This window comes from Acidovorax sp. DMC1, assembly GCF_056314325.1.
Map to the genome: position 1 here is coordinate 393,949 of NZ_JBQUYO010000002.1, position 25,742 is coordinate 419,690.

Here is a 25,742-nt window from a genome sequence, read left to right on the forward strand (position 1 = left end):
AAGCGAGCAAGAAAAAAGGCCTTGCAGCATGTGCTGCAAGGCCTTCAAACATTGGTCGGAGCGGCGGGATTCGAACTCGCGACCCTCTGCTCCCAAAGCAGATGCGCTACCAGGCTGCGCTACGCTCCGACAGCTCGTATTCTAACCCGCCAAATCCCCTGTTTTGGACTCAACGCCTGCTTTTTTGACTTTTTTTAGAAAGTGGCAAGGCGAAGAGATGAAAGGAACACGACCAAAGAGCCGCGACGTGGCGAAAGACGAACCAGAAAAATCAAACACCTTCCCCGATCTACCACGGACCGGGAAAAAAAACGATCAGCGGCTGGACGACGGGCCAGGGCCACGACCTGCCAGGTGGCGGAAGGTGATGCGGCCCTTGGTCAGGTCATAAGGCGACATTTCGAGCGACACCTTGTCACCCGCCAGGATGCGGATGTGGTGCTTGCGCATCTTGCCGCCGGTGTAGGCGATCAGTTGGTGACCGTTGTCCAGCGTGACGCGAAAGCGCGAGTCCGGCAAGACTTCCGTGACGGAGCCCTGCATTTCAATGAGTTCTTCTTTGGCCATGTGTTTCTCTATCTCTTCAAAGCAAATGTTCTGTGGTCGGCGCCTGAGCGGTTTTTTGCATTCACCACGGCAGCTGCAGCGTTGTCGAAACTCGACACACGGTGCATGGCGGGCGGTGGGAGTCGCTGCACCCAGGGCGCAGATCAGGCAGAGGGCCGGGAGACGGCGTCAATGAACAGGCGTCAGCGCTGCGCAAAGTCTGTCGATTGTACCGCGACAACCTGTAAGTTGCCCATGGCACGGCCGGGGCCCTCTGTGGCGTGGGCGCCGCGCCCGTCCATCGAGACCGCAGCTGCCGCCCGCTATCGCGCCTGCACTGCGGAGGCCAACGTACGCACCAGGTCGGTCTGGGTGATGATGCCCACGAGGTGGTCCACGTCATCCACGATGGGGATGTGGTGGTGGCCACCCTGCGAAAACAGGGGGACCAGATCCATCGCGTGCTGCCCTGCACGCGCTACCTGCACCGGGTGCGACATGATCTCGCCCACAGTCTGGGGCTGCCCGCCGCGCCCCATGACCAGCGTGCGCAGGCGCTGCCCCAACCCTTCGTGGGTGTCCAGATTGGCCAGCCGCATGAAGTCCGCCACCGTCACGATGCCGATGACGTGGCGCTGGGCGTCCACCACGGGCAGTGCCTTGATCTGCTGCAGCCGCATCAGCGCCCACGCTTCTTTGAGCGAAACGCCGGCCTCCACAGCGTACGGCGGGCTCGACATGATGTCCGCGCAGCGCAATTCTCCCAGCGTCCGCTGGAAAGCCGCACGACCCGCCAAGTGCAACAGGCCTTCCAGGTCCGCACGGCTCACATCGAGCACCTGGTTGTAATGAGCCAGCGCCGCATCCACGTCCGATGCAGTGAAGCCCCCCTGGCTCGCTGCCGCCTTCGGCGCGACGCGCTGAGGGTGTGGATAGCGGCGGCCCGTCAACCCGTTGTAGACCACAGCGGCAATCAATAGCAGCACCACGTTGAAGAGCACCGGAAACGCGGCCAGGTGCCAGCCATCGCCCGAAGTGAGCACCACGTACAAGGCCATGGCCCCGCCTGGCGGATGCAGACAACGCAAAGGCACCATGAGCGCAATCGCCAGCCCCACAGCCACAGCCCCCGCCAACGCCTTGTCTGAAATCAACGCAGAACAGACCGCCCCGACCAGCGCCGACAACGTGCTGCCCCCCAAAACCGGCCAGGGCTGGGCCAGCGGGCTGGAAGGCATGCCGAAAACCAGCACGGCACTGGCGCCCAGCGAAGCCACCATCCACGGGCCCGAGCCATTGCCCTGAGCCCACCAGCGACTGAGCCACGCCGTGAGCAGCACACCGATCACCGCGCCCACCACAAAACGCAGACGCTCTTTGCCATCAATGCCCAACGGAGCGGGCCAGAAATGACGCAGCCATTCGGTCAAGCGAGCCGCCCAAGATGGCCGGATTGGGGCGGAAGGAGACAGGTCGGAGGGAGAAGAAGGCATACACAATAAAAATGCGGATGCAGCGGCAAGCTGCATCAAATCGGCACAGACTGCGGGATGGTGGGCTACGGTGCAGTCCACAACGCTATCGCCCGGCCAGGCCGTCTGACCATATGCGACGGACCGCATGATCAGACCACGATTGTGCAGGCAGCGCCATGCTGCAGAGGTGCGGGAGGTTTTCGGTGCGACCGGGAGTTGCTGCGCCTTGATCGGTGTCGGTGCTGCTCCCCCTGCTGGAAACTACCTAGAACGCAAGCCCAAATCGGCCACCCCAATCCAAAAACACGCTCTATACTGCACAAAAATTCAATACATGCATTTTAATTCATGTTTCAAATTTTCCGTTGGGCTGTAGTGACCATCCACATTGGCACCCATGCCGCACCGATCCGTCAGGCTTCTCAGCAGCGAAGACAAAAAAAGCCGTGAAGCCCCCCCCGCTCGTGAAACCCGAAACGAGCGCTGGTACGGGTAACCCATAGGTATTCACCACCGAACGCTTGCAGTAAATTACTTTAAGCCTAAACAAAGGAGACAAGCCCCATGACCACCCGCCGCCTCGTCATCAGCCGCAGTGCCGCCCTCGTTGGCGCAGCATCCACGGGCCTGCTGCTGCCCTCCATCGTGCGTGCTCAGAGCGGCAAGGTGCGCGTGGGGTTCATGCTGCCCTACACCGGCACATTTGCTCAGCTGGGCGTGGCTATTGAAAACGGCGTTCGTCTGGCCATCGACCAGCAAGGCGGCAAGCTCGGCGGGCGCGAGATCGAATGGTTCAAGGTGGATGACGAGTCCGAGCCCAGCAAGGGCGTGGAAAACGCCAGCAAGCTGGTGCAGCGCGACAAGGTGGATGTGCTGATCGGTACCGTGCACTCGGGCGTGCAAATGGGTATCCAGAAAGTGGCGCGCGACACCGGCGTGCTCAACCTGATCCCCAACGCAGGCGTACACGCAGCCACCCGCGCGCTGTGCGCCCCCAACGTGTTCCGCACTTCGTTCAGCAATTCCCAGCCCACATTGGCGCTGGGCAAGGCCATGGTCGAAAAGGGCCACAAGAAGGCCGTGTGGATCACCTGGAAGTACGCGGCTGGCGATGAGGCCTTCGAGGGCTTCAAGGAAAGCTACACCAAGGCGGGTGGCACCATCGTCAAGGAACTGGGCCTGCCCTTCCCCAACGTCGAATTCCAGGCGCTGCTGACCGAGATTGCCGCGCTCAAGCCCGATGCCGTGGCCTGCTTCTTTGCCGGTGGCGGCGCGGCCAAGTTCATCAAGGACTACGCGGCCGCCGGCCTCAAGGACAAGATTCCGCTGTATGGCTCGGGCTTCCTGACCGAAGGCGTGCTGGACGCTGCGGGTCCAGCGGCCGACGGCATCATCACCACCATGCACTATAGCGACTCGCTCGACACACCGCGCAACAAGCAGTTCCGCCTGGAATACGCCAAGGCCTTCCGCAGCCAGCCCGATGTGTACGCCGTGCAAGGCTACGACACCGGCCTGCTGCTGGTGCAGGGCGCCAACGCGGTCAAGGGCGACCTGTCTGCCAAGCCAGCCGTCATCAAGGCGATGGAAAGCGCCGTCATCGACAGCCCACGCGGCAAGTGGACGATGAGCAAGTCCCACAACCCCGTGCAGGACATCTACCTGCGCCGGGTGGAGAACAAGGAAAACAAGGTGATCGGCGTGGCCGCCAAGGCACTGGCCGACAGCGGCGCCGGTTGCCGCATGGGCTAAGCCGTTCGGTCGGCCCATTTTCCGCCCCAACCGCCCGGCTTGCATGCCGGGCTTCCTTCGCCGGCCTCGTGCTGCGCGGGTTGATTTTTTGCACTCCAAACCCAGCCCTCCATGGATTTCGCGACGTTCCTGATCCAGCTGCTCAACAGCGTGCAATACGGCCTACTGCTGTTCATGCTGGCGGCCGGGCTCACGCTGATCTTCGGAATCATGGGCGTGGTGAACCTGGCGCACGGCAGCTTTTACATGCTGGGGGCTTACCTTGCGTATTCGCTGTCGGGGCATTTCGGCAGCCTGGCACTTGCCATCGTAGGCGGTGCGCTGTTGTCGGTGGTCTTCGGGCTGGCGCTCGAATGGCTGCTGTTCCGCCACTTCTACCACCGCGACCATCTGGACCAGGTGCTGCTGACCTTCGGGCTGATTTACATCTTTGAAGAACTGCGCTCCATCCTGTGGGGCGACGATGTGCATGGCGTGCCCATCCCCAAGGTGCTGGACTGGTCGATTCCGCTCACCGACACCCTCTCCTACCCGGTCTACCGGCTGTTCATCTCGGGCGTGTGCATCGCGCTGGCGGTGGCGCTGTACCTGCTGATCTCCAAGACTCGCCTGGGCATGAAGATCCGCGCTGGTGCCTTCAACCGTGACATGGCCGAGTCCCTGGGCGTGAACATCAAGCTGATCCATGCCATCGTGTTTGCGTTGGGTGTGGGCCTGGCGGCGGTTGCGGGCATGGTTGCTGCACCGGTGTCCAGCGTGTACCCCAACATGGGCTCGTCCGTGCTCATCATGTGTTTTGTGGTGGTGGTGATCGGTGGCATCGGCTCGGTACGCGGTGCGCTCATTGCGGCGCTGCTGGTGGGCTTTGTGGATACGTTTGGCAAGGTGCTGCTGCCGCAGGCAGCGGGCATGCTGGTCTATATGCTGATGGCGGCGGTGCTGCTGTGGAAACCTGAAGGCCTGTTTAAGCAATGACTCCCCCCACGCTCGTCACTTCGTGTATCTCGCTGCCCCCCGAGGGGGCCTTCGCTGCCTTGGGGCGGCCCGGCGGCAACTCATGAGCACCCCCCGCGCCAATATCGAAGTGCTGCCGCGCAGCGTGCAGTTCGCCCTCGCGCTGGGGTTGGCTGCGCTGCTGCTGTTCCCCGTGGTGGGCAGCGACTTCTACGTGCAAATGGTCACCCGCATGATGATCATGGCCATCTTTGCCATGAGCCTGGATCTGCTGCAAGGCGTGACCGGGCTGGTATCGCTGGGCCACGCGGCGTACTTTGGTGTGGCGGGCTACGCCCTCGCCTTTCTCACGCCGGCGGACATGCCGGTCAGCCTGTGGTGGTCGCTGCCGCTGGCCGTAGCCGTGTCCGGCCTGGTGGCACTGGTGATCGGGTTCTTTGTGGTGCGCACCCACGGCATCTACTTCATCATGGTCACGATGGCCTTTGCGCAGATGGTCTTCTACCTGTTCTTCGACAACAAGGTGCTGGGGGGATCGGACGGCCTGTACATCAACTTCCGGCCTGATGCGTCGCTGTTCGGCTGGCTGCCGTTCGATCTGGAGGGCCGCAAGACCTTCTACTACTTCACACTGGCGCTGGTGGTGCTGGTGTACGTGCTGCTGCGCCGCCTGCTGTGGAGCCCGCTGGGCCGCGCGCTGGCAGGTATCCGCATCAACGAGCACCGCATGCGCGCCATGGGCTTTGGCACGCGGGGCTACAAGCTCACCGCCTTCACCATCGCCGGGGCGCTGGCGGGCCTGGCAGGTTACCTGTGGGGCGCGCAGACCGGCTATGTGAACCCCGAACTCATGGGCTTTCACATGAGCGCTCATGCCATCATGATGGTCATCCTGGGCGGCATGGGCAACTTTGCAGGCGCCATCGTGGGTGCGTTTGCGTTCGAGTACCTGCTGCACGTGTTCAAGGACATCAGCAAACACTGGCAACTGCTGATGGGCGGCTTCATCGTGCTGGTGGTGGTGGCCGCGCCGCGCGGGCTGCTGGGCATGTTTGCGCAGCGGGGTGCAGCCAAGGCCTCGGAGGGATTGCACCATGGCTGAAGTCCTGTTGTCTGCACAGAAGGTCACCAAGCGCTTTGGCGGCCTGGCCGCCGTCAATGGTGTCTCGGTGGACCTGTGGCGGGGCAAGATCCACGCGGTGATCGGCCCCAACGGCGCGGGCAAGTCCACGCTGACCAACCTGCTCTCGGGCGACCTGCCCCCCACCTCGGGCCAGGTACTGCTGGGCGGCACCAATGTGACCGGCTGGGCGCCTGAACGCATTTCGCGCCAGGGCCTGGGCCGCAGCTACCAGAAGACCAACATCTTCCTGCCGCTCACCGTGCACGAAAACGTGCGCCTGGCCGCCCAGTCGCGCGATGCGCAGCAACCCTGGAACCCGTTGCGCTGGTGGCAGGACACCCGCTCGGACACTGTCAAAAACAGAGCAACCAGCGCACGTCTTGAAAGCGCTATCGAGCTGTCAGGCCTCAAAGACCGGCGCACGGCCATCGCAGGAGCCATGAGCCACGGCGAGCAGCGCCAGCTCGAAATTGCCATGACCCTGGCCACCGAGCCGCAGGTGCTGCTGCTCGACGAGCCCCTGGCTGGCATGGGCGTGGCCGAGGCGGAACGCATGGTGGAGCTGCTGCAACGCCTCAAGCCCGCCCACGCCATGATGCTGGTCGAGCACGACATGGATGCCGTGTTCGCGCTGGCCGACCGCCTGACGGTGATGGTCAACGGCGAGGTGATTGCGCATGGCACACCGCCCGAGGTGCGCGCCGATGCCACCGTGCAGGCCGCCTACCTGGGGGAGGACCACTGACATGACCACTCCATGGATCGATGCCAAGGGCATCCACACCTTCTACGGCAGCAGCCACATCCTGCACGGCATTGATTTCACCGTGGGCCAGGGCGAGACCATCGGCCTCATGGGCCGCAACGGTATGGGCAAGAGCACCCTGCTCAAGTCGCTGATGGGCCTGGTCAAGCCCCGCTCCGGCAGCGTGGCCGTGGCCGGCCGCGATATGACGGGCAAACCGCCCTACGAGGTGGCCCGGCTGGGCATTGCCTACGTGCCCGAGGGCCGGGGCATCTTCGGCAACCTGAGCGTGGTCGAGAACCTGCAGATGGCCGCCCGCGCCGGCACGCGCGGCCAGCGCGACTGGACCTACGAGCGCGTGCTGGAGACCTTCCCGCGCCTGAAGGAACGCCTGGGCCATGGCGGCCAGCAGCTCAGCGGCGGCGAGCAGCAGATGCTCACCATCGGCCGCGCGCTGATGACCAACCCCGATGTACTCATCCTCGATGAAGCCACCGAAGGCCTGGCGCCGCTGATCGCGCGCGAGATCTGGCGTATCTGCAGCCTCATCAAGGACAGCGGCATTAGCAGCGTGATCGTGGACAAAAACTGGAAGCACGTCACGCAGATCACCGACCGCAACGTCATTCTGGTCAAGGGTCAGGTGGTGTTTGACGGCAGCTCGGACGCCCTGCATGCGCAGCCCCTGCTGCTGGAACAATATCTCGGCGTTTGAGTTCTTTGCCCATCTGCGCTCGGTCACGGGCACCCCGGGCAAAGCAGGAGCCTGGCGACAGGCGCAGCGGCTCAGCGTCCTAGCGTGGATTGATCGTCACCGGAACATTCAGCTGGGAAGACAAGCCTGCCGAGTCCTTCGCAGTAACCACCAGTTGATAGCTGCCTGCTACCGGCTTGGGCCAATTCGCTGTGATGGTGCTTCCAGACACGGCAAAGCCCATGCCCAGTGGCACACCACTGATGGAAACGGCAAGCGAGGCGGCGCCCGGCGATGTGACGTTGATGCTGCCAGACAGCGGTTGACCGGCCACGCCCACCATGGCAGAGGCCGTGATCACCGGCCCTGCCGCAGCGATCTTCACCGTGAAAACGCCTTTGCCCAGCAAACCCGTCTTAGTGTCCTTGGCCGTCAGTGTCACACTGTATGTACCAGCCACTGGCTTAGACCAGCTCACCACGCCATCTGCAGCCACAACCATTCCTGATGGAGCCGCTGCAAGGGAATACGTCACTGGATTTGCAGCGCTGACGTTCGCCTTGAAGGAGAGGGCGACCCCAGGGCGGCCAGCAATGCTCGCGCTTTCGACGGTCGGTGCCGCCGGTGCGATCACATTGATGTTGTAGACACCTTGCCCAGTGAGCCCCGTCTTGGTGTCTTTGGCCACGACGGTGACAGCAAAGGCCCCTGCCAAGGGAGCGGGCCACGCCACCACACCGGAAGCGCTGATCGCCATCCCGGTGGGAGCACCCGACAGGCTCAAGGCCACGGGGTTGGGGGCATTGACCGACGCGGTAAAGGTGAGTGCCGTACCCACAGTACCGCTGATAGTGGCAGGTGTGACTACCGGTGCAGGTGCAGGCGCCGTGGCGCCCGCCAGCAGGTTCACCAGCGCACTGGCATTGGGAGTACCCAAGCCCGTCAACTGGTCATACCCAGGCCCTGCAGAGCAGGTGCTGCAGACGCCGTGGCTGCCCAGGCGAATGTCGGCAAAACCACTCGCATAGTTCGACGCCACTGCGCCAATCTGCCCATAGAGCAACGCGTGCCCGCCTGCCATCACTGGGAGCGCAGCTTGCTGCCTGCCTGCGTTGGCCACCGCCACTAGCCCGGCCCACATGGGTGCAGCCAGGCTGGTGCCGCCGGCACTGATCCATTGCACTGCGCTGCTTCCGGGCTGCATGACAGCCACATATTGGCCGGTGGCAGGGTCAGCATTCATGGCCACATCGGCCACCGTGCGGCGCATCAACGAGCCGGTACCTGGTACAGACGACTTCTGATAGGCCGGGACGGCGATAAAGCCGCTGGTGCCGCCGCCAGTGCCCGACCAGCTTACCTCGCTGCGCGCCCCACTTCCTGAGTAGGTCAGCGTTGTACCGCCCACCGCAATGACATTCGTAGACACTGAAGGCCAGTTCACTCCTGCGCCAGAATCGCCTGTTGCCGCCAGATAGGTCATTCCTGCAGCTGCAAAGGCAGAGTCCACAGAGGCTGTCCACGCCCCTTCCTGCGCCCCGAAGCTCATGGATACCACCCCTGGTCCCATACTGTTAGCCAGCCGTATGGCTCCCAGCAGGCTGTTGACCGATGCATCAGGCGCTTCGACGAGAACGATGCGAGCCAGCGGTGCGATCGCATGCACCCATTGGACATCCAGCGCGATTTCCGTGGCCCACCCAGCATCGTAGGCAGGCGCCACAGCAGAGATGCCGCCCGATGCTGTGCTGTAAGTCACCCACAATTCGCAACCAGCCGCAGCGGATGCAGCAGCCAGCGGCAGACCCGTGGTGACAGGCAACACCTTGGCTGCACAAGTGGGCAACCCGAACTTCTGATTGAAGGCAGCTAACTCGGCTGCCACGTTGGGGTTGTGCTTGGCTCCAATGACATACACGGTCTGCCCGGCTCCCAGTTGCGCAGCCTGAGCACCGGACGGCTTGGTTCCCACAGCAGGCAACGCGCCGAAACCGTAGGCCGCGCGCACCTGAGCGACAGAATAGGTGGTGACCACGCCGGTACCTGCGAGAGGCGCTGCCGGCGCATCCTTGGACACGGCCCAGTTCATGTTCGCCGACTTTTGCTGCACCTCTTCCACGGTGGAGGGCGTAAGACGGCGGGTGGACAAAGCCTTGAACATCTCCGGGACCGGCTGCGACTTGGGAGCAGTCCGCGCGGACTGGTTGGCATCTTGCACGTCCACGTCGTCAGGAGCCTCCAGCACCACAGGAGCGATGTGAAAGGTAGGCAGCGCCCCCAAGCTTTCCGCCTCGAGCGGCAGCATGTCGGCAGACACTTGCAGTGTGGTGGAGGTAGATGCCACATCGCTAGACCCGTCCGTGTCTGCAGAGCCTCCGCAGCCCAGCACGACCATCGGAACGACGGAGAGCAACGCCCAGCGAGCACGCTGGGGCTTGAGAGTGAAAAGATGACGGTGAGGCTGCGTTGGCATTCTGTTCTCCATGACATGCGGGAATCACACCGCACACACCGAGAACAGCCCGGGCAGCAAACACCTGAAGATTGCCGACGCGCTAAAGAGCATCCCCCAAACAAACAAGCAAGCTAGGGAACCGTGGCAACCCCGCTGCCATGCCCTTTCAAAAAGGGGTTAGACCGGTGGCTTTGCGACCCCGACTTTCGAACGGGTGTGCCTTGATAGGGCAAATGTAATTGTTTGAAACACAAAAATCAATAAATTTGATAAATATTACAAATTTATCATCTGACTGCCGAAGGATACGAACTCTCATCCAGCGTCCCATACAAGGCCCCAAGATAACCCGCGTCTCCACCAGTCCCCCCCGTCGTTAGAATCATTTGCTCTATCGACTCAGGAAGAACGTTTTGTCTGATCGCCTCGCCGTACTGCCCCAATACGCTCTTCCCAAACGCGCACTGACCACCTTGGCTGGCAAATTTGCATCGGCCCGGCTGGGCGGCCTCACTACCTCGGTGATCGGCTGGTTTGTGGGCCGCTACAACGTCAACATGGCCGAGGCGGCCAACCCTGACATCGCCAGCTACACCTCGTTCAACGACTTTTTCACGCGGGCGCTCAAGCCTGGCGCCCGCCCACTGGCACAAGCCGATTTGATTTGCCCCGTGGATGGCGCCATCAGCCAGTTCGGCCCTATCGCCAAGGACCAGGTCTTCCAGGCCAAGGGGCACACCTACTCCACCACCGCCTTGGTGGGTGGCGACGCCGCTGCTGCGGCACGTTTTGACAACGGCCATTTCGCAACGCTCTATCTGAGCCCACGCGACTACCACCGCATCCACATGCCTTGCGCGGGCGAGCTGACGCGCATGGTGCATGTGCCGGGCGACCTGTTTTCGGTGAACCCCACCACGGCACGCGGCGTGCCCGGCCTGTTTGCGCGCAACGAGCGCGTGGTGTGCTTTTTTGAATCGGCCCACGGCCCGTTTGTGCTGGTACTGGTGGGTGCGACCATTGTGGGCAGCATGGCCACCGTGTGGCACGGGCAAGTGAACCCGCCGCGCACCGGTGTGCTGCGGCAGTGGGACTACGCACCAGGCCAGGTCAGCCTGCAAAAAGGCGACGAGATGGGCCGCTTCCTGCTCGGCTCCACCGTGGTGATGCTGTTCCCACAAGGGCCGCTGCAATTCAACCCGCAGTGGTCACCCACGCGCCCTATCCAGCTGGGTGAAGCCATGGCGCAGCGCTCTGGGGGCTGACCCTCAGCCCCTTGGCCGGCGCGACGCGCTTACGAACCGTCGGCGTCGGGCGTGCGCGTGAGCCGGAAGGCGGTGGGCGCGAGGTGCAGCGCTTCAGGGTACACAGCGGATTCATGCCCCACCAGATACACCATAAGAGCGTGGCGGCGCACCACCACATGGCTCACGGTTTCGCGCTGGTGGTTCCATTGCACATAGGTGCCGGGCTTGAACAAAGGCATGTAGTAGTACGCGGTGGGGTCCATGGGGTGCGGCTCCTCCCGCGATGACGGGCTCCTGCGTGGATGTGGGCCCAGGCGGCGGTCCATGGCGGACCGACCGACCCATACTAGCACCGATACTTCCTGCCCGAGGGCGTAAGCCTCACACCGATTGCGCTGTCGCAAAGGCCAGCGCGGCCTCCAACATGCGGCGCAGGTGGGGTTGCACGCCCGCAGCCACCTCGGGCAGGTAGTCAAACGGCAGGGCCTCCTGCATGTAGCTGCACTGCGTCATCTCCAGCTGCACCGCGTGAATGTTCTGCGCGGGCTGCCCATAGTGGCGCGTGATGTGCCCGCCCTTGAAGCGGCCGTTGAGCACGGCGGTGTAGCCCTGGGCCTCTTTGGCAATGGACAGCAGCTCTTGCGCAAGCGCCGGGTCGCAGCTTTCGCCGTTGGCCGTGCCCAGGTTCAGGTCGGGCAGCTTGCCTTCAAAAAAGCGTGGCAGCACCGAGCGGATGGAGTGGGCGTCCCACAGCACCGCCACACCGTGTTCCGCACGGATGCGGTCCAGCTCGGCACGCAGTTGCGCGTGGTATGGAGCCCAGACGGCCTCACGGCGCGCAGCGATTTCTGCGTCATCGGGTACATCGCCTGCTGCGTAGATGGGCGTGTCGTCGAACGTATCGACCGGGCACAGGCCGGTGACGCTCTGCCCAGGGTACAGGCTGGCGCCATCGGGCGGGCGGTTCAGGTCGACCACATAGCGCGAGTGCGTGGCCACGAGGATGGACGCCCCCATGTCTTTGGCAAACGCATAGAGGCGCTCCATGTGCCAGTCGGTATCGGGCACCTGGCGGGCCTCATCGGTGAAGCGCGCGGCCAGCGCGGGCGGCACGTAGGTGCCTGCATGGGGCATGGACACCAGCAGCGGCGCAGTGCCGGGATAAAACACAAAAGGAGGTGGAGAGGTATCGGTCATCACAAGCTCACGGGTATGAATTCAATCGGTCGCTTCAATCGGGTGCAATGGTGGCCGAGCGCGCCGCCACAAACGCATGGGCCGCCGCATCGTGCAGCGTGTGCCGGCCGCTCGCAATGCGCTGCTGGCCCCCCACCCACACGCTGTCGATGGCCGAGGTGCGGTGGCTGCCGAATACATGGGCCGACAACATGCTGGGTGCGGGCAGATCGCGCAGCGCCACATGCTGCGCATCCAGCGCCACCAGGTCGGCCTGCTCACCCACGGCCAGACCACCAATGGCGCGGCCCGCGGCCTGCGCCCCGCCCTGCACGGCCTGCAAGGTCATGGCCGTGGCCACCTCCGGTTGCGCAGCGGTGGCCAGCACATTGCGCTGCCGCAGCGACAGGCGCTGGCCGTATTCCAGCATCAACAATTCTTCCGCCGCATTCACGCAGGCATGGCTGTCCGAGCCCACGCCCCAGCGTCCACCATGCTGCAGCCACAGTGGCATGTCGAAGATACCGTCGCCCAGATTGGCCTCGGTGGTGGGGCAGATGCCTGCCACGGCGCCTGTGCGGGCTGCGTCCTGGTACTCCTGCGGGGTCATGTGCGTGGCGTGCACCAGGCACCAGCGCTCGTCCACGGGTGCGTGCTCCAGCAGCCACTGCACCGGGCGCTGGCCGCTCCAGGCCACGCAGTCATCCACCTCCTGCGTCTGCTCGGCAATATGGATGTGAATGGGCGCTTGCGCATTGAGTGCCGTGAGGCCCTGCACGGCAGCCGCCAGACTGTCGGGCGGCACTGCACGCAATGAATGCGGTGCCAGGCCCAAAACGGCCCCTTGCGCCTGTGCGGCGGGCGCAAGGCGCTCCAATAAGGAGAGCATGTTGTCCGTGCTGCGGATGAAGCGTGCCTGGTCCGCACGCGGTGGCTTGGCGCCAAAGCCGCTCGTCTGGTACAGCACCGGCAGCAGCGTGATGCCGATGCCCGCACGCTGCGCCGCACGCAGCAGTGCCAGCGAGAGCGTGGCGTCATCGGCATAGGGCGTGCCGCCCTGGTCGTGGTGCACGTAGTGGAACTCGCACACGCTGGTGTAGCCCGCCTCCAGCATCTCCACATACAGCCAGGTCGCAATGGCCTCCAGCGATTCGGGCGTGATGCGCGCCGCAAAGCGGTACATCAGGTTGCGCCAGCTCCAGAAGCTGTCCTGGCTTTCCCCCCGGTACTCGGTCAGGCCCGCAAACGCGCGTTGGAAGGCGTGCGAGTGGAGGTTGGGCATGCCGGGCACCACGGGGCCCGGGGCCACGGCGGCACTGGCGGGCTGCGCGTTGGGCGTAACGGCAGTGATGCGCCCTGCCCCATCCCAGGTGATCAGCACATTGCGCGCCCAGCCCGTGGGTAGCAAGGCATCGGAGGCGAACAGCTGCTGCGTCATGGCATGACTCCGTGAATGCGCCCTTGCCGCACGATGGTGCAGACGGGCTTCTGGCCCAGCCAGTAGGCCAGCTCGGCCGCCTCGCCCACGGGCCACAGCACAAAGTTGGCCGGTCTGCCAGATGCGATGAGGCCGTGCGTGTCTTGCAGGCCCAGCGCGCGCGCGGCGTGGGTGGTGATGCCGGCCAGCGCCTCGGGCACCGTCAGGCGGAACAGCGTGCAGGCCATATTGGCCATGAGCAGCAGGCTGAGCGCGGGCGAGGTGCCAGGGTTGTGGTCGGTAGAGACGGCCATGGGCACGCCCGCCGCGCGCAGTGCCGCGATGGGGGGCAGGTGTGTGTCACGCAGCGTGTAGTAGGCGCCGGGCAGCAGCACGGCCACGGTGCCAGCAGCCTTCATGGCAGCGATGCCGTCGACCGACAGGTGCTCGATGTGGTCGCACGACAGCGCACCGTAGCCCGCGGCCAGTGCCGAGCCCCCCATGTCGGACAGTTGCTCCGCATGCAGCTTGACGGGAATGCCCAGCTGTTGCGCGGCCTGGAACACCTGCTCGGTCTCTGCCAGCGTGAAGGCGATGCGTTCGCAGAACACGTCTACGGCATCGACAAGACCTTCGGCCGCCAGCGCAGGCAGCATCTCGTTGCAAACAAGGTCGGTGTAGTCCTGGCTACCTCCAGGTTTTCCAGCGTATTCGGGCGGCAGCGCATGCGCGCCGAGGAAGGTGGTGCGCACCGTCACGCCAAAGGCCTCGCCCAGACGACGGGCCACGCGCAGCTGCTTGCGTTCGTGCTCCAGCGCCAGGCCGTAGCCGGACTTGATCTCAATCGCACACACGCCTTCGTCCAGCAGCGCCTGCAGGCGCGACGCGGCCAGGGCAAAGAGCTCGTCTTCGCTGGCCTCGCGCGTGGCGCGCACCGACGACACAATGCCCCCGCCCGCCTTGGCTACCTCTTCATACGTGGCGCCTGCGAGCCGCATCGCAAACTCGTTGGCACGCTGCCCACCGTACACCAGGTGGGTATGGCAATCGACCAGGCCGGGTGTGGTGATGGCACCCTTGCCATCAAAGCGGGGCAAGGCGGCAAACGCCGCAGGCACCTGGGCCTGCGGGCCCACCCACTGCACAGCGCCGCCCTGCACCACCACACACGCCAGCGCGCCCTCGGGCACCGGCACATCCGCCGACCACAACGCGGCCACGGGCCGCAGGTGGGTCCACACGCCATCGGCACCGGGCGCGGAAGATGTTGGCGGGACCGCGCTCTGCGGGTTGCTTCCTGCTGCTGTGTTCATGGATCAATTTGCTATCTTTTATATAGCTACTTGCGCATATTCCACTAGCGCTTGTAGCCCGTTTGGTTCAAATTATGGTGCGGAGCCCCGTGTGCAAGGCCACCCAGGCCAGCACCGGTGCGTCATCGGCAGACATGGCGCCTTCGGCGCTGCGCACGGGGGTGATTGACGGCGCTGCTTCGCCCCCTTCGTTCACCCACCACAGGCCCTGCCCCGCTGCCAACATCCGCGCCGGGTGGGTATCGCGGTCCTCGCATCGCCAGGTGCCCTGCAGCACCATGCACAGGCCAGCGGCAGCCCCCTCTGCGGGCGGCAACGCATCGCGCAGCACCTGCAGGCTCCCGGTCCACTCTCCCCGGCGCAGCATCAGGTTGAAGTCGGTGGAAACACCGCCGAGCATGCGACAGTCCACCGGCTCTTCGCCGGAGAACGCAAACGGCTCCCAGCGCTGCGTCAGCGCGTGCTGCCATTGCCCGGCTGCGGCTTGCAGCCGTACGCCATCGCCCTCTAGCAGCATGATCTGCCGGTCCACCCCCGGGAAGGCCGAGAACGGCCCGGGGCGGGCGATGGTGGCCACGCTCACGCGCCATGCAAAGTTGTCCATGCCCGCGCCGGGCGGCCAGCACGCCAGCTCGCGCGTGCTGCCGCCGCCGTTTTTCCAGGGCACCGAGGGTGTGGCGGCCAAGTCCAGAAACTGCATCACGCCCGTTCTCGCTGTGGCACGTCGTTGCCATCCACCAGGAGGGGGAACAGCGGATGGGCCATCGCAGCCCCGGCGGGCAGCTCATCGGCCAGGCCCGGGAACTCGGGCGAGGTCTTCCAGGGCCGGGGCGCATGGCGCGTGTCGTCGCCCAGAAAGCGCACCGAGAACACCCGACGGCGATTAGGCCCTTCCACACCGCCCGCCGCATGCAGCGTGAGCATGTGGAAACACACCACGTCGCCGGGCTCGATCTCCCAGCCCACGATGGGGAAGGCATCGCGGTCGGCCTCCACGTTGGGCAGGTCCTGCAGGCTGCCCTCAGGGAACCACTTGGCCTGGTTGTCCATGAAGGTGCGCGGCATGAGCCACGGACCCTTGTGTGATCCCGCCACAAACTCCAGCGTCGCAGGGCGGGACACCGGATCCACCGGTATCCACATGCTCACGTTCTGCATGCCGTCGATGTTGTAGTACGGCTGGTCCTGGTGCCAGGGCGTCTTCTGGCGCGTGCCCGGCTCTTTGACCAGCACATGGTCGTGGTACAGCCGCACGGTGCGCGACTGCATCAGGCGCTGCGCGGCCAGGGCCAGCGGCGTGTCGCGCACAAAGCGGCCAAACTGCGGAATGTCCTGCCAGTTACAGAAGTCCTCGAAGAACCGGCCCGGGTCATCCGGCCGGCTGGCCAGCTTGGCGCGCGGGCTGGGCGCGGCCAGGTTGACGTCGATGCCGTCGCGCAGCAGAGCGACTTCATCGGGCGTGAGCAGCTGCTTGATGCAGATGGCGCCGTCGCGGGCGAAGTCGGCGACTTGCGCGTCGCTCAGTCTCTCCTGCAGACGTTTGGCAAAGCTGGCCATTCACTTCACCATAGGCAGTTTCAGACCCTGTTTCTTGGCCGTCTCCACGGCCAGCTCGTAGCCTGCGTCGGCATGGCGCATCACGCCGCTGCCGCAGTCGTTGACCAGCACATTGGCCAGCCGTGCGGCTGCCGCATCGGTGCCGTCGGCCACGATGACCATGCCCGAGTGCTGCGAGTAGCCCATGCCCACGCCGCCGCCGTGGTGCAGGCTGACCCAGGTGGCGCCGCCCGAGGTGTTGAGCAAGGCGTTGAGCAGCGGCCAGTCGCTCACGGCGTCGGTGCCGTCCTTCATGCCTTCGGTCTCACGGTTAGGGCTGGCCACGCTGCCGGTGTCCAGGTGGTCGCGGCCGATCACGATGGGGGCCTTCAGCTCGCCGTTCTTCACCATCTCGTTGAAGGCCAGGCCCGCGATGTGGCGCTCGCCCAGGCCCAGCCAGCAGATGCGCGCGGGCAGGCCCTGGAAGGCAATGCGCTCGCCCGCCATGTCGAGCCAGCGGTGCACATGCTTGTTCTCGGGGAACAGCTCCTTGATCTTGGCGTCGGTCTTGCGGATGTCTTCTGGGTCGCCCGACAGGGCCACCCAGCGGAACGGGCCCTTGCCTTCACAGAACAGCGGGCGGATGTAGGCGGGAACAAAGCCGGGGAAGTCGAACGCGTTCTTGACGCCTTCATCGAACGCCACCTGGCGGATGTTGTTGCCGTAGTCCACCACCGGAATGCCCATGTGCTGGAAGTCCAGCATGGCCTGCACGTGCACGGCGCACGACTTGGCAGCGGCCTTCTTCAGCACCTCGTGCTGCGTTACGTCCTGCTGCGCAGCGCGCCACTGCGCCACCGTCCAGCCTGCAGGCAGGTAGCCGTTGACCAGGTCGTGGGCCGAGGTCTGGTCGGTGACCAAGTCGGGCTTCAAGCCACCGGCCTTGGCACGGCGCACCAGCTCGGGCAGGATTTCTGCGGCGTTGCCCAGCAGTGCAATCGACACGGCCTCTTTGGCTGCGGTGTGCTGCTGGATCAGCTCCAACGCGTGGTCAATGTCACGCGCCTGCTTGTCCACATAGCGCGTGCGCAGACGGAAGTCGATGCTGCTTTGCTGGCACTCAATGTTGAGCGACACCGCGCCCGCGAACGTGGCGGCCAGCGGCTGCGCGCCGCCCATGCCGCCCAGGCCTGCGGTCAGAATCCACTTGCCTTCGAGCGACCCGCCATAGTGCTTGCGGCCTGCCTCGGCAAAGGTCTCGTACGTTCCTTGCACGATGCCTTGCGTGCCGATGTAGATCCAGCTGCCGGCGGTCATCTGGCCGTACATGAACAGGCCCTTCTGGTCCAGCTCGCTGAAGTGCTCCCAGTTGGCCCACTTGGGCACGAGGTTGGAGTTGGCCAGCAGCACGCGCGGTGCGTTGGCGTGGGTCTTGAACACGCCCACGGGCTTGCCGGACTGGATGAGCAGGGTCTCGTCGTCGTTCAGGTCCTTGAGCGAGGCAAGGATCTGGTCATAACACTCCCAGTTGCGTGCGGCACGGCCAATGCCGCCGTACACCACCAGGTCTTGCGGGCGCTCGGCCACTTCGGCGTCCAGGTTGTTCTGGATCATGCGGTAGGCGGCCTCGGTGAGCCAGCTCTTGCAGGTGAGCTGGCTGCCGCGCGGCGCGCGGATCACGCGGCTGGCGTCGTGGCGGGGGTCGGTGTTGGAGGCGGCGGCGATGATGGCGTCGTTGGCGTTCATGGTGGACTCCTGTGAATCAGTGGGTGTGCGTGGAAAAAATCAGGCGAAGCTGGGCAGGCACTGCGTGAGCGCGGCAGGCCAGGGGGACTGCTGGGCCCATGCGCGCATGGCTTCGATGTCGGGGGCGAGGTAGCGGTCCTGCTCCAGGTAGGCCACGCGCTCGCGGATGGCGGCGAATTGCGCTTCGATGAGGGGTGAACTCTTGAGCGAGCGGTCAAACTCCATGCCCTGCGCGGCCGCCATGGCTTCGATGCCGACCATCACTGCCGCATTGCGCACCATGTCGCCCAGGCGGCGCGCGCCGTAGGTGGCCATGGAGACATGGTCTTCCTGGTTGGCTGATGTGGGCAGGCTGGTCACGCTGCTTGGGTTGGCCAGGCATTGGTTCTCAGCGGCCAATGCTGCGGCGGTGACCTGGGCGATCATGAAGCCGGAGTTCACACCGCTGTCGCGGATCAGGAACGCGGGCAGGCCCGAAAGGCCCGGGTCCAGCAACAACGACAGGCGGCGTTCAGAAATCGCACCGATCTCTGCCACGGCCAGCGCAATGATGTCGGCCACAAAAGCCACGGGCTCGGCGTGGAAGTTGCCGCCGGAAATCACATCGCCGTTGTCAAAGACCAAGGGGTTGTCCGACGCGGCATTGGCCTCGATGGTCAGCACACGCGCAGCGTGGTGCAGGTTGTCCAGGCACGCGCCCATCACCTGCGGCACACAGCGGATCGAATATGGGTCTTGCACACGGCCGCAGTTCGGGTGCGAGGGGTCGATGGCGCTGCCATCCAGCAGCACACGCACGGCAGCCGCCACGGCGATCTGCCCGGCCTGGCCCCGTGCTTCGTGAATGCGTGCGTCAAACGGCTTGACCGAGCCCTTGATGGCTTCGAGCGACAGGCAACCCGCGACCAGCGCGGCAGCAAACACGCTCTCGGCGCCAAACAAACCGGCCAGCGCGAGCGCGGTGGACACCTGCGTGCCGTTGAGCAGCGCCAGCCCTTCCTTGGGGCCCAGCACAAAGGGCTGCAGGCCAATGGAGCGCATGGCCTCGGCACCCGACACCACCTTGCCGTCCACCTTGGCCTGCCCTTCGCCGATCAGCACACAGGCGAGGTGCGCCAAGGGCGCCAGGTCGCCCGACGCCCCCACCGAGCCCTTGGCCGGGATCACCGGCAGCACATTGGCGTTGGCCAGGGCCAGCAGCGCATCCACCAGCTCGGGCCGCACACCCGAGTGGCCGCGCGCCAGGCTCACGGCCTTGGTCGCGAGGATGAGGCGCACCACATCGTCGGGCAGCGGGTCGCCCGTGCCCACGCTGTGCGACAACACCAGATTGCGCTGCAGTTCGGCCAAACGGTCGTGCGCAATCTTGGTGCTGGCCAGCTTGCCAAAGCCGGTGTTGATGCCATAGACCACCTGGTCTTCATCGACGATGCGCTGCACCGTGGCCAGGGATTTCTGCAAACCCGCGCGGGCCGACGCGTCCAGCACCAGCTGCACGGGGCCAGCGTGGATGCGGCGCAGCTCAGCCAGCGTGACGCGGCCGGGGTGCAGGGTGATGGGAGATGCGTTCTGTGTCATGGCGTTGATCCTGTATATACAAGTAGGTACAAGCAAAAAAATTCTGTGCTTTTGGCAAAAACTTTTAACCGGCGACGGGGTTGCCGTCGGCGCGGAAACGGCTGCCCAGGCGGTAGCGGGTGGCGGGGTGCAGGCAGCGCACCACGGTGATCGGCACGCCGCGCGACCAGGTGCGGCGGGTCAGCAGCAGGCAAGGCTCCTGCGGAGACATCTCCAGCAGGGCGGCCTGCTCGGCGGTGGGCATGACGGCATCGACCACATGCTCGATCTGGTCGAAGGGCACGTTGCGCACCAGGTATTCGGAAGGTTGCAGTTGCGTGAAGTCTTGCGCGGCGAACTGGGGCACCTGGCGTGGGTTGACGTGGCGGTCTTCCAATTGCACGGGCAGGCCGTCTTCGCGGTGGATGCACAGCGAGTGGAACACCGACTCGCCGGTGCGCAGGTCCAGCGCGGCGGCAACCTCCAGCGTGGCGGAGGTGCGCTCCACCGTCAGCACGTCGCAGCGGTAGTCGTGCCCGCGCTGGCGGATTTCGCTCGCCAGGTTGGCGATCTGCAGCAGCGTGGATTGGGGCTTATCTTCGGCCACGAAGCTGCCCACACCGGCCACACGCACGATGCGGCCCTGCTCCACCAGTTCGCGCAGCGCGCGGTTCACCGTCATGCGCGAGATGCCGAACTGGGTGACCAGTTCGTTCTCGGACGGAAGGCGGTCGCCCGCGCGCCAAATGCCTTCCTGGATCTTGCGCGAGATGTGGTCCTTGACCTGCTCGTACAGCGCCATGGCTTGCGCGGGCGCAGCCGCCGAGGCCACGGCCTTGGCGGGCGTGGCGCTGCGCGGTGCAGCGGCGGTGGTGCGGCGGGATGGACGGGCGCTCATGGCTGGATGCTGGGTGGGTGCGGATTCGGATCAGTGCAGGTCCGCTGCCATGGATTCGGCGCGGATCTCTTCGGTGAGGCGCGCCTTGAGGTCCATGAACTCGGGGCTGGTCTTGATCGTGTAGTGCCGCGGGTGCGGCAGGTCCACCGCCAGCTCGGTCTTGATGCGGCCGGGCCGGGCGCTGAACACGGCCACACGGTTGGCCATGAAGATGGCTTCGTCGATGTCGTGGGTGACGAAGAGCACGGTCTTGCGTTCGGCCTCCCAGATGCCCAGCAGCAGCTCCTGCATGAGCACGCGGGTCTGGTTGTCCAGCGCACCGAAGGGCTCGTCCATCAGCAAAATCTTGGGGTCGTTGGCCAGCGCGCGCGCAATGGCGGTGCGCTGCTGCATGCCGCCCGACAGCTGCTTGGGAAAGTGCTGCTCAAAGCCACGCAGGCCCACCTTGGCGATGAAGTACGCGGCGCGCTCTTTTTGCTGTGCTTCGGGCATACCCCGCTCGCGCAGACCAAAGCGAATGTTCTGCTCGATGGTGAGCCAGGGGAACAGCGTGTAACTCTGGAACACCATGCCCCGGTCTGCGCCCGGGCCTTCGACCGGCACGCCGTCCAGCAGCACGCGGCCGCTGGAGGCGTGGTCCAGGCCCGCGACGATGCGCAGCAGCGTGGACTTGCCGCAGCCCGAAGGGCCGAGGATGGTGACAAAGTCGTTGTCACGCACTTCAAAATCGACGGGCAGCAGGGCCTGTGTGCGCTGGCCCTTGCGCCCTTCAAAGGTGCGCGAGACGGCTTGGATGGATACGCTGCTCATCGCACAAAACTCCAGGCAAACAGACGGTGGTTGAGCGCCTTGAAGGCGAAGTCGGACACCAGCCCGATGAGGCCGATGATGATGATGCCGAAGATGATCTGGCCCGTGTTGAGCAGCGACTGGCTGTCGGTGATCATGTGGCCGATACCGCTCGACGAGCCGATCAGCTCGGCCACGATCACGTAGGTCCAGGCCCAGCCCAGCACCAGGCGCAGGGTTTCTGCGATCTCGGGCGCTGCGCCCGGAATGAGCACACGGGTGACGATACCCTTGTGGCCCGCGCCCAATGTGTAGGCGGCCTCCACCAGGTCGCGCCGCGCACCGCCCACGGTGACGGCCACCATCAGCGTGATCTGGAAGACCGAGCCGATGAAGATGACGAGGATTTTCTGCGCCTCGCCAATGCCCGCCCACAGGATCAGCAGTGGAATAAAAGCCGACGCAGGCAGGTAGCGGCAGAACGAGATGAAGGGCTCGAAGAACGCCTCGACCCCCTTGTACGCGCCCATCGCAATGCCCAGCGGAACGGCAATGACCGCTGCCAGGATGAAGCCACCGACCACGCGCCAGATGGTCATGCCGATGTCTTTGATGAAGCCATATTCGGTGAACAGCAGCCAGCCTTCTTTCACCATGGTGACGGGGCTGGCCAGGAAGGTGGGCGACACGAAGCCGCCCAGGGTGAAGAACGCCCACACCGCCACGAACAGGGCGAAAAAGGCCAGCCCCAGCATCCAGCGGGATCGGCTGCTCACAGGCTCCAGCGGGGCCAGGGAGCGCCGGCGCACGGTGGCCTTTGGCTCAGAAACGGACAGGGGTTGCACGGCGGACATGGAGCGCTCTTCTTCCGTCTATTTACTTGATGAAGCTGGCGTCAAAGGTGACGTTCAGGTCTTCAGGCGCCTTGCGGATGATGCCGGCCTCCAGCAGGATGGCCGTGGCGTCCTTCATGAAACTGGTCAGCTCGCCCGCAAAGAACTTCTGGTTGGCGGCCTTGTCCTGCCAGCGCAGGAAGGACGACGACTTGGCAAACTGCTCGCCCGTCTGCTTGACGGCCGCGCCCATGATCTCGTTGGACTTGGTGGGGTCGGCCTTGATCATGTCCAGCGCTTGGAAGTACGAGTTGGCCAGGGCCTGCGCGGCCTTGCCGTTGGCCTTGAGCCAGGTGGGGTCGCAGCCCACGGTGTCCATCACCATGGGGTAGTCGAGCGTGGTGGCCAGGATCTTGCCGGCGCTGGGGTTCTCGCGCACGGTAGACAGGTAGGGCTCGTACGTCATGGCAGCGTCGTTCTGCCCCGCCACAAAGGCCTGTGCTGCGGCCTGGGGCGACAGCGTGGTGGTCTTCACATCCTTCAGGCTCATGCCGTTCTTGCTCAGCATCCAGGCCAGGCCAAAGTACGGAGCCGTGCCGGGCGCATCCACGCCGATGGTCTTGCCCTTGAGGTCCGCAAAGCTCTTGATGTCGCCGCGCACTGCGATACCGTCGGCGCCGTAGGACTTGTCCATCTGAAAGATCTGCACGATGGGCACGCCGTTGGCATTCCAGGCAACGTGCGTCTCGACCGTGGTGGCGGCGCACTGGATCGACTTGGAGGCCAGGGCCAGGTGGCGGTCCTTCTGCGGGATCATCTTGATCTCCACGTCCAGACCATTCTTCTTGAAGATGCCGGCCTTGTCGGCCAGCGTGAGCGGTGCAAAACCTGTCCAGCCGGACATGCCCAGCACGATTTTGGTGTCCTGCGCCTGGGCCGGTGCGGCCAGCGCCATCATGCATGCTGCTGCCGCTGCCAGCGACGTCCATTTCACAACCGATCGAGTCATCATCTGCTCCTGTTTGAAGAAAGTACCTTGGCCCTGCCCACCGGAACGCACCTGCGTACCGGAAGCCATGATGACAGCATCAGCATACCTGTATATACAGGGTAAACACTGAAAAATCCGACTCATGCGAGGGGGTGACGAACTTGAGCAAGAACGAGGCCAGGGAGGATGGCGAGTTCTCTTGTGGCCCCAGGTGGGAGAAATTACTCCTGATTTGATAGCTATCAGCGCAATAAATACCTGCACTACAAAGCAAAAAGACTATGAATCTGCCTTGTAAGGCCTGCCATGGCCTCTGGTGCGGCCAGTTCTCCCGCGCACCAGGCCTGTGCGCTGCTCTGGCCGCGCCGGTGCGACGCCACCTGCCGGCGCAGAGGCCAGCCTGTCTATGCCGCCGGCTGGCGGCCTATTCCACCACCGGCAGACGCACGGCGACCGACAGGCCGGGCTCTGCATTGCGCATGTTCAGCTGCCCATCGTGCGCTTGCGCCACCAGGCGGCACAGGTACAAGCCCAGCCCCACGCCACCGGTGGTGCGCTGGCGTGCGGTGTCCGGCCGGTAGAACGCCTGGGCCAGGTGGGGCAGGTGCTCGGGGGGCACGCCGCGCCCATGGTCACGCACCTCCAGCTCCAGCACCCTGCCCTCATCCACCAGCCGCAGGTGCAGTTCGGGTGGGAAGGCGCCCGACTCGCTGTGGCGCAGGCTGTTGTCCAGCAGGTTGCGCAGCAGCAGCCGCAGGCGGGATCGGTCGAGCCGTACTGCGGGCAAGTCCGGCGCTGTGTGCAAGGCAATGTCTGCGGCGCCCGCATGGCGGGAGCACAGGTCGGCCACCACTTCGCGCGCCAGCTCGGCCACGTCGGTGGGCTCGCGGTGCAGCGCCGCATGGCGGCCCGCGAGGCGCTCGCTTTCCAGCAGGTCGGTGATGAGGCCTGCCATCTCGCCCAGGTCACGCATCAGCGCCAGGCGTTGGGGTTGCACGTCGGCCGTTTCGGGCAGCAGCTCGGTGTTCAGGCGGGCCCGCGTGAGGGGGCTGCGCAGCTCATGGCTCATCGCCAGCAGCAGCGCGCGCTTGGCCTCCAGCATCTGGTGGATGTCATCCCCCATGGTGTTGATGGTCTCGGCCAGCTGGCCCAGCTCGTCCGGCCGGTGGGCATGCCGCACCGGGATGGGCTGGGCAAAGTTGCCGTTGCCAAAGCGCTGCGCCCCCTGGCGAATGTCATCCAGCGGCCGCAGCAGATGCCGCACATACACATAGGCCAGCGCCGTGAGCAGCAGCAGCACGGTGAGCGTGCCCCACGCAATGCGCGGGCGCTTGTCCCAGGACAGCGCGTTCAGCCCGAACTCGATATGGTGCCCATCGGCCGTCGTGCGACGCAGCAGGCTGTGCCCATTCTCGTCACCGGTCCAGCGGCTTTCCTGGCGGACCTTGTCGCTCATCCAGTCGGGGTTCTGCTGATCGGGGTGCGAGGCCCAATGGATCTGCGGGCCGTCGATGCGCAAGGTCAGCGGCAGGCGGTTGGCGATTGCCTGCGCGCGCTCGATGCTTGGCGGGCTGCCAATCTCGGCCGCCAAGCGGTCCACATAGTCCATCAACAGCGGCCGTGCGGCTTCGCGCCAACCCACCGACACGGCCTTTTGCACACCGCCCATGAACGTGACGGCGACGGCCACGGCCAAAGCCATGAACACCAGCACCAGCCGAATGCGCAGCGAATGCCCCACCGCGTGGCGCGCCCGGCGGTGCCAGGGGCAGTTCGGGTCTTGAACAGGAGAACAAATCTTCTTCATGGGGCAGCGCGGCGCAGGGCCAGGGAATAGCCCACGTTGCGCAGCGTCTTGATGCAGTCCAGCGGTTCCAGCTTTTTGCGCAACCGGCTCACCACGATGTCCACCGCGCGCGTGTACAGCTCGGCTTCATGACCGCGCAGCTGGTTCAGGATGTCGTCCCGGCTGAAGACTTTGCCCGGCTCGCGCGCCAGCAGGTGCAACAGGTCGAACTCCGTGCCGGTCAGCTCCACCACCACGCCATGGCGCTGTACGCTGCGGCGCGCGGCATCGATGGAGAGGCCCTCAAACTCCAGCGAGCCCGCAGCAACACCGGGCCCTGGCGCCCTGCGCCGGCGCAACACCGTCTGCAGGCGTGCCACCAACTCGCGCGGCTCGAAGGGCTTGGGCAGATAGTCGTCGGCCCCCAGCTCCAGCCCCACCACACGGTCCATCACCTCGCCACGTGCGGTCAGCATCACAATGGGCAGGTCACCCTGCTTGCGGATGGTGCGGCACAGCTCGAAGCCATCCATTTCCGGCAGCATGACGTCGAGGATGGCAGCGTCGAAGCCGCCGGCCGTCAGTTGCGCCAGGCCATCGCTGGGCCGAAGGGCGTGCACGAGCTCCAGCTCAAAACGCTGGAAGTAAGTGGCCAAGGGCGCGCCCAACTGCGCGTCGTCGTCAATCAGCAATATGCGGTGCATGAGCA

The 25,742-nt window shown here is 64.9% G+C and carries 23 protein-coding genes, 1 tRNA gene and 1 riboswitch; of the genes, 6 read left to right on the top strand and 18 right to left on the bottom strand.

Features of this window, described 5'->3' with window-relative positions; genetic code table 11:
* Nucleotides 1-52 precede the first annotated feature (52 nt).
* The 3 genes from ACT531_RS06230 to ACT531_RS06240 all read right to left on the bottom strand — a co-directional run bounded on the left by ACT531_RS06230 (nucleotide 53) and on the right by ACT531_RS06240 (nucleotide 2,039).
* A tRNA-Pro gene (locus ACT531_RS06230) sits at nucleotides 53-129 on the bottom strand.
* A gap of 186 nt (nucleotides 130-315) precedes the next feature.
* The gene (gene infA, locus ACT531_RS06235; protein ID WP_015014402.1) at nucleotides 316-567 is read right to left on the bottom strand and encodes a translation initiation factor IF-1; all 252 of its coding nucleotides are present in this window, start codon (nucleotides 565-567) and stop codon (nucleotides 316-318) included.
* A 302-nt stretch (nucleotides 568-869) separates the two neighbouring features.
* Nucleotides 870-2,039, bottom strand: a complete 1,170-nt coding sequence (locus tag ACT531_RS06240; RefSeq protein WP_476016861.1) for an HPP family protein — start codon at nucleotides 2,037-2,039, stop codon at nucleotides 870-872.
* A gap of 546 nt (nucleotides 2,040-2,585) precedes the next feature.
* Here ACT531_RS06240 and ACT531_RS06245 point away from each other — a divergent pair.
* The 5 genes from ACT531_RS06245 (at nucleotide 2,586) to ACT531_RS06265 (ending at nucleotide 7,310) form a co-directional block, all read left to right on the top strand.
* On the top strand, nucleotides 2,586-3,773 hold the full coding sequence (locus tag ACT531_RS06245; protein ID WP_015014404.1) for an ABC transporter substrate-binding protein: 1,188 nt from the start codon (nucleotides 2,586-2,588) through the stop codon (nucleotides 3,771-3,773).
* 111 nt (nucleotides 3,774-3,884) lie between these two features.
* On the top strand, nucleotides 3,885-4,748 hold the full coding sequence (locus ACT531_RS06250; protein ID WP_015014405.1) for a branched-chain amino acid ABC transporter permease: 864 nt from the start codon (nucleotides 3,885-3,887) through the stop codon (nucleotides 4,746-4,748).
* A gap of 82 nt (nucleotides 4,749-4,830) precedes the next feature.
* Nucleotides 4,831-5,829 carry a branched-chain amino acid ABC transporter permease gene (locus ACT531_RS06255; RefSeq protein WP_476016862.1) on the top strand — a complete coding sequence of 333 codons (999 nt, stop codon included), beginning with the start codon at nucleotides 4,831-4,833 and terminating at the stop codon, nucleotides 5,827-5,829.
* A complete protein-coding gene (locus tag ACT531_RS06260) occupies nucleotides 5,822-6,595 on the top strand; it encodes an ABC transporter ATP-binding protein (RefSeq protein ID WP_476016863.1) in 774 nt (257 codons plus the stop codon). Before ACT531_RS06255 ends, ACT531_RS06260 begins: the two co-directional genes overlap by 8 nt.
* 1 nt (nucleotide 6,596) lies before the next feature.
* The gene (locus tag ACT531_RS06265) at nucleotides 6,597-7,310 is read left to right on the top strand and encodes an ABC transporter ATP-binding protein (protein ID WP_015014408.1); all 714 of its coding nucleotides are present in this window, start codon (nucleotides 6,597-6,599) and stop codon (nucleotides 7,308-7,310) included.
* Nucleotides 7,311-7,389: 79 nt separating this feature from the next.
* Here ACT531_RS06265 and ACT531_RS06270 read toward each other — a convergent pair whose 3' ends face one another.
* A complete protein-coding gene (locus ACT531_RS06270) occupies nucleotides 7,390-9,594 on the bottom strand; it encodes a S53 family peptidase (protein WP_476016864.1) in 2,205 nt (734 codons plus the stop codon).
* Between the two features lie 290 nt (nucleotides 9,595-9,884).
* Nucleotides 9,885-9,975, bottom strand: a riboswitch (cyclic di-GMP riboswitch).
* 182 nt (nucleotides 9,976-10,157) lie between these two features.
* Between ACT531_RS06270 and asd the strand changes: the two genes are divergently transcribed.
* Nucleotides 10,158-11,009 (top strand): archaetidylserine decarboxylase, encoded by an 852-nt coding sequence (gene asd, locus ACT531_RS06275; protein WP_476016865.1) that lies wholly within the window; start codon nucleotides 10,158-10,160, stop codon nucleotides 11,007-11,009.
* Nucleotides 11,010-11,038: 29 nt separating this feature from the next.
* On the opposite strand, the gene ACT531_RS06280 is transcribed toward asd, so the two are convergent.
* The 14 genes from ACT531_RS06280 to ACT531_RS06345 form a co-directional block, all read right to left on the bottom strand.
* Nucleotides 11,039-11,254 (bottom strand): hypothetical protein, encoded by a 216-nt coding sequence (locus tag ACT531_RS06280; protein WP_082753456.1) that lies wholly within the window; start codon nucleotides 11,252-11,254, stop codon nucleotides 11,039-11,041.
* A 118-nt stretch (nucleotides 11,255-11,372) separates the two neighbouring features.
* Nucleotides 11,373-12,188: an N-formylglutamate deformylase gene (gene hutG / locus ACT531_RS06285; RefSeq protein WP_476016866.1), complete on the bottom strand. Its 816-nt coding sequence runs from the start codon at nucleotides 12,186-12,188 to the stop codon at nucleotides 11,373-11,375.
* 34 nt (nucleotides 12,189-12,222) lie between these two features.
* Nucleotides 12,223-13,605 (bottom strand): formimidoylglutamate deiminase, encoded by a 1,383-nt coding sequence (locus tag ACT531_RS06290; protein ID WP_476016867.1) that lies wholly within the window; start codon nucleotides 13,603-13,605, stop codon nucleotides 12,223-12,225.
* Complete coding sequence (hutI, locus tag ACT531_RS06295) at nucleotides 13,602-14,897, bottom strand: imidazolonepropionase (protein WP_476016868.1); 1,296 nt, start codon at nucleotides 14,895-14,897, stop codon at nucleotides 13,602-13,604. Before hutI ends, ACT531_RS06290 begins: the two co-directional genes overlap by 4 nt.
* Before the next feature lie 67 nt (nucleotides 14,898-14,964).
* A complete protein-coding gene (locus ACT531_RS06300) occupies nucleotides 14,965-15,597 on the bottom strand; it encodes a HutD/Ves family protein (protein ID WP_476016869.1) in 633 nt (210 codons plus the stop codon).
* Nucleotides 15,597-16,454 (bottom strand): phytanoyl-CoA dioxygenase family protein, encoded by an 858-nt coding sequence (locus tag ACT531_RS06305; protein ID WP_476016870.1) that lies wholly within the window; start codon nucleotides 16,452-16,454, stop codon nucleotides 15,597-15,599. The genes ACT531_RS06300 and ACT531_RS06305 overlap by 1 nt, the downstream gene beginning before the upstream one ends.
* The gene (gene hutU, locus ACT531_RS06310; RefSeq protein WP_476016871.1) at nucleotides 16,455-18,179 is read right to left on the bottom strand and encodes a urocanate hydratase; all 1,725 of its coding nucleotides are present in this window, start codon (nucleotides 18,177-18,179) and stop codon (nucleotides 16,455-16,457) included.
* 39 nt (nucleotides 18,180-18,218) lie between these two features.
* On the bottom strand, nucleotides 18,219-19,757 hold the full coding sequence (gene hutH, locus ACT531_RS06315) for a histidine ammonia-lyase (protein WP_476016872.1): 1,539 nt from the start codon (nucleotides 19,755-19,757) through the stop codon (nucleotides 18,219-18,221).
* Nucleotides 19,758-19,821: 64 nt separating this feature from the next.
* A complete protein-coding gene (gene hutC, locus ACT531_RS06320) occupies nucleotides 19,822-20,634 on the bottom strand; it encodes a histidine utilization repressor (protein WP_015014418.1) in 813 nt (270 codons plus the stop codon).
* Nucleotides 20,635-20,664: 30 nt separating this feature from the next.
* Nucleotides 20,665-21,444, bottom strand: a complete 780-nt coding sequence (locus ACT531_RS06325) for an ABC transporter ATP-binding protein (protein WP_476016873.1) — start codon at nucleotides 21,442-21,444, stop codon at nucleotides 20,665-20,667.
* Nucleotides 21,441-22,277, bottom strand: coding sequence for an ABC transporter permease (locus ACT531_RS06330; RefSeq protein WP_060986336.1), 837 nt, complete (start codon nucleotides 22,275-22,277; stop codon nucleotides 21,441-21,443). The genes ACT531_RS06325 and ACT531_RS06330 overlap by 4 nt, the downstream gene beginning before the upstream one ends.
* Before the next feature lie 22 nt (nucleotides 22,278-22,299).
* Nucleotides 22,300-23,265, bottom strand: coding sequence for an ABC transporter substrate-binding protein (locus ACT531_RS06335; protein WP_015014421.1), 966 nt, complete (start codon nucleotides 23,263-23,265; stop codon nucleotides 22,300-22,302).
* Between the two features lie 406 nt (nucleotides 23,266-23,671).
* Nucleotides 23,672-25,054, bottom strand: coding sequence for a sensor histidine kinase (locus ACT531_RS06340; protein WP_476016874.1), 1,383 nt, complete (start codon nucleotides 25,052-25,054; stop codon nucleotides 23,672-23,674).
* Nucleotides 25,051-25,737, bottom strand: a complete 687-nt coding sequence (locus tag ACT531_RS06345) for a response regulator transcription factor (RefSeq protein WP_110959130.1) — start codon at nucleotides 25,735-25,737, stop codon at nucleotides 25,051-25,053. Before ACT531_RS06345 ends, ACT531_RS06340 begins: the two co-directional genes overlap by 4 nt.
* Nucleotides 25,738-25,742: the final 5 nt, after the last annotated feature.

Coding starts and splice junctions, on each gene's coding strand:
- infA (WP_015014402.1), bottom strand. CDS start 567: ATGGCCAAAGAAGAACTCATTGAAATGCAGGGCTCCGTCACGGAAGTC.
- ACT531_RS06240 (WP_476016861.1), bottom strand. CDS start 2,039: ATGCCTTCTTCTCCCTCCGACCTGTCTCCTTCCGCCCCAATCCGGCCA.
- ACT531_RS06245 (WP_015014404.1), top strand. CDS start 2,586: ATGACCACCCGCCGCCTCGTCATCAGCCGCAGTGCCGCCCTCGTTGGC.
- ACT531_RS06250 (WP_015014405.1), top strand. CDS start 3,885: ATGGATTTCGCGACGTTCCTGATCCAGCTGCTCAACAGCGTGCAATAC.
- ACT531_RS06255 (WP_476016862.1), top strand. CDS start 4,831: ATGAGCACCCCCCGCGCCAATATCGAAGTGCTGCCGCGCAGCGTGCAG.
- ACT531_RS06260 (WP_476016863.1), top strand. CDS start 5,822: ATGGCTGAAGTCCTGTTGTCTGCACAGAAGGTCACCAAGCGCTTTGGC.
- ACT531_RS06265 (WP_015014408.1), top strand. CDS start 6,597: ATGACCACTCCATGGATCGATGCCAAGGGCATCCACACCTTCTACGGC.
- ACT531_RS06270 (WP_476016864.1), bottom strand. CDS start 9,594: ATGCTGCCGCTCGAGGCGGAAAGCTTGGGGGCGCTGCCTACCTTTCAC.
- ACT531_RS06280 (WP_082753456.1), bottom strand. CDS start 11,254: ATGGACCCCACCGCGTACTACTACATGCCTTTGTTCAAGCCCGGCACC.
- hutG (WP_476016866.1), bottom strand. CDS start 12,188: ATGACCGATACCTCTCCACCTCCTTTTGTGTTTTATCCCGGCACTGCG.
- ACT531_RS06290 (WP_476016867.1), bottom strand. CDS start 13,605: ATGACGCAGCAGCTGTTCGCCTCCGATGCCTTGCTACCCACGGGCTGG.
- hutI (WP_476016868.1), bottom strand. CDS start 14,897: ATGAACACAGCAGCAGGAAGCAACCCGCAGAGCGCGGTCCCGCCAACA.
- ACT531_RS06300 (WP_476016869.1), bottom strand. CDS start 15,597: ATGCAGTTTCTGGACTTGGCCGCCACACCCTCGGTGCCCTGGAAAAAC.
- ACT531_RS06305 (WP_476016870.1), bottom strand. CDS start 16,454: ATGGCCAGCTTTGCCAAACGTCTGCAGGAGAGACTGAGCGACGCGCAA.
- hutU (WP_476016871.1), bottom strand. CDS start 18,179: ATGAACGCCAACGACGCCATCATCGCCGCCGCCTCCAACACCGACCCC.
- hutH (WP_476016872.1), bottom strand. CDS start 19,757: ATGACACAGAACGCATCTCCCATCACCCTGCACCCCGGCCGCGTCACG.
- hutC (WP_015014418.1), bottom strand. CDS start 20,634: ATGAGCGCCCGTCCATCCCGCCGCACCACCGCCGCTGCACCGCGCAGC.
- ACT531_RS06325 (WP_476016873.1), bottom strand. CDS start 21,444: ATGAGCAGCGTATCCATCCAAGCCGTCTCGCGCACCTTTGAAGGGCGC.
- ACT531_RS06330 (WP_060986336.1), bottom strand. CDS start 22,277: ATGTCCGCCGTGCAACCCCTGTCCGTTTCTGAGCCAAAGGCCACCGTG.
- ACT531_RS06335 (WP_015014421.1), bottom strand. CDS start 23,265: ATGACTCGATCGGTTGTGAAATGGACGTCGCTGGCAGCGGCAGCAGCA.
- ACT531_RS06340 (WP_476016874.1), bottom strand. CDS start 25,054: ATGAAGAAGATTTGTTCTCCTGTTCAAGACCCGAACTGCCCCTGGCAC.
- ACT531_RS06345 (WP_110959130.1), bottom strand. CDS start 25,737: ATGCACCGCATATTGCTGATTGACGACGACGCGCAGTTGGGCGCGCCC.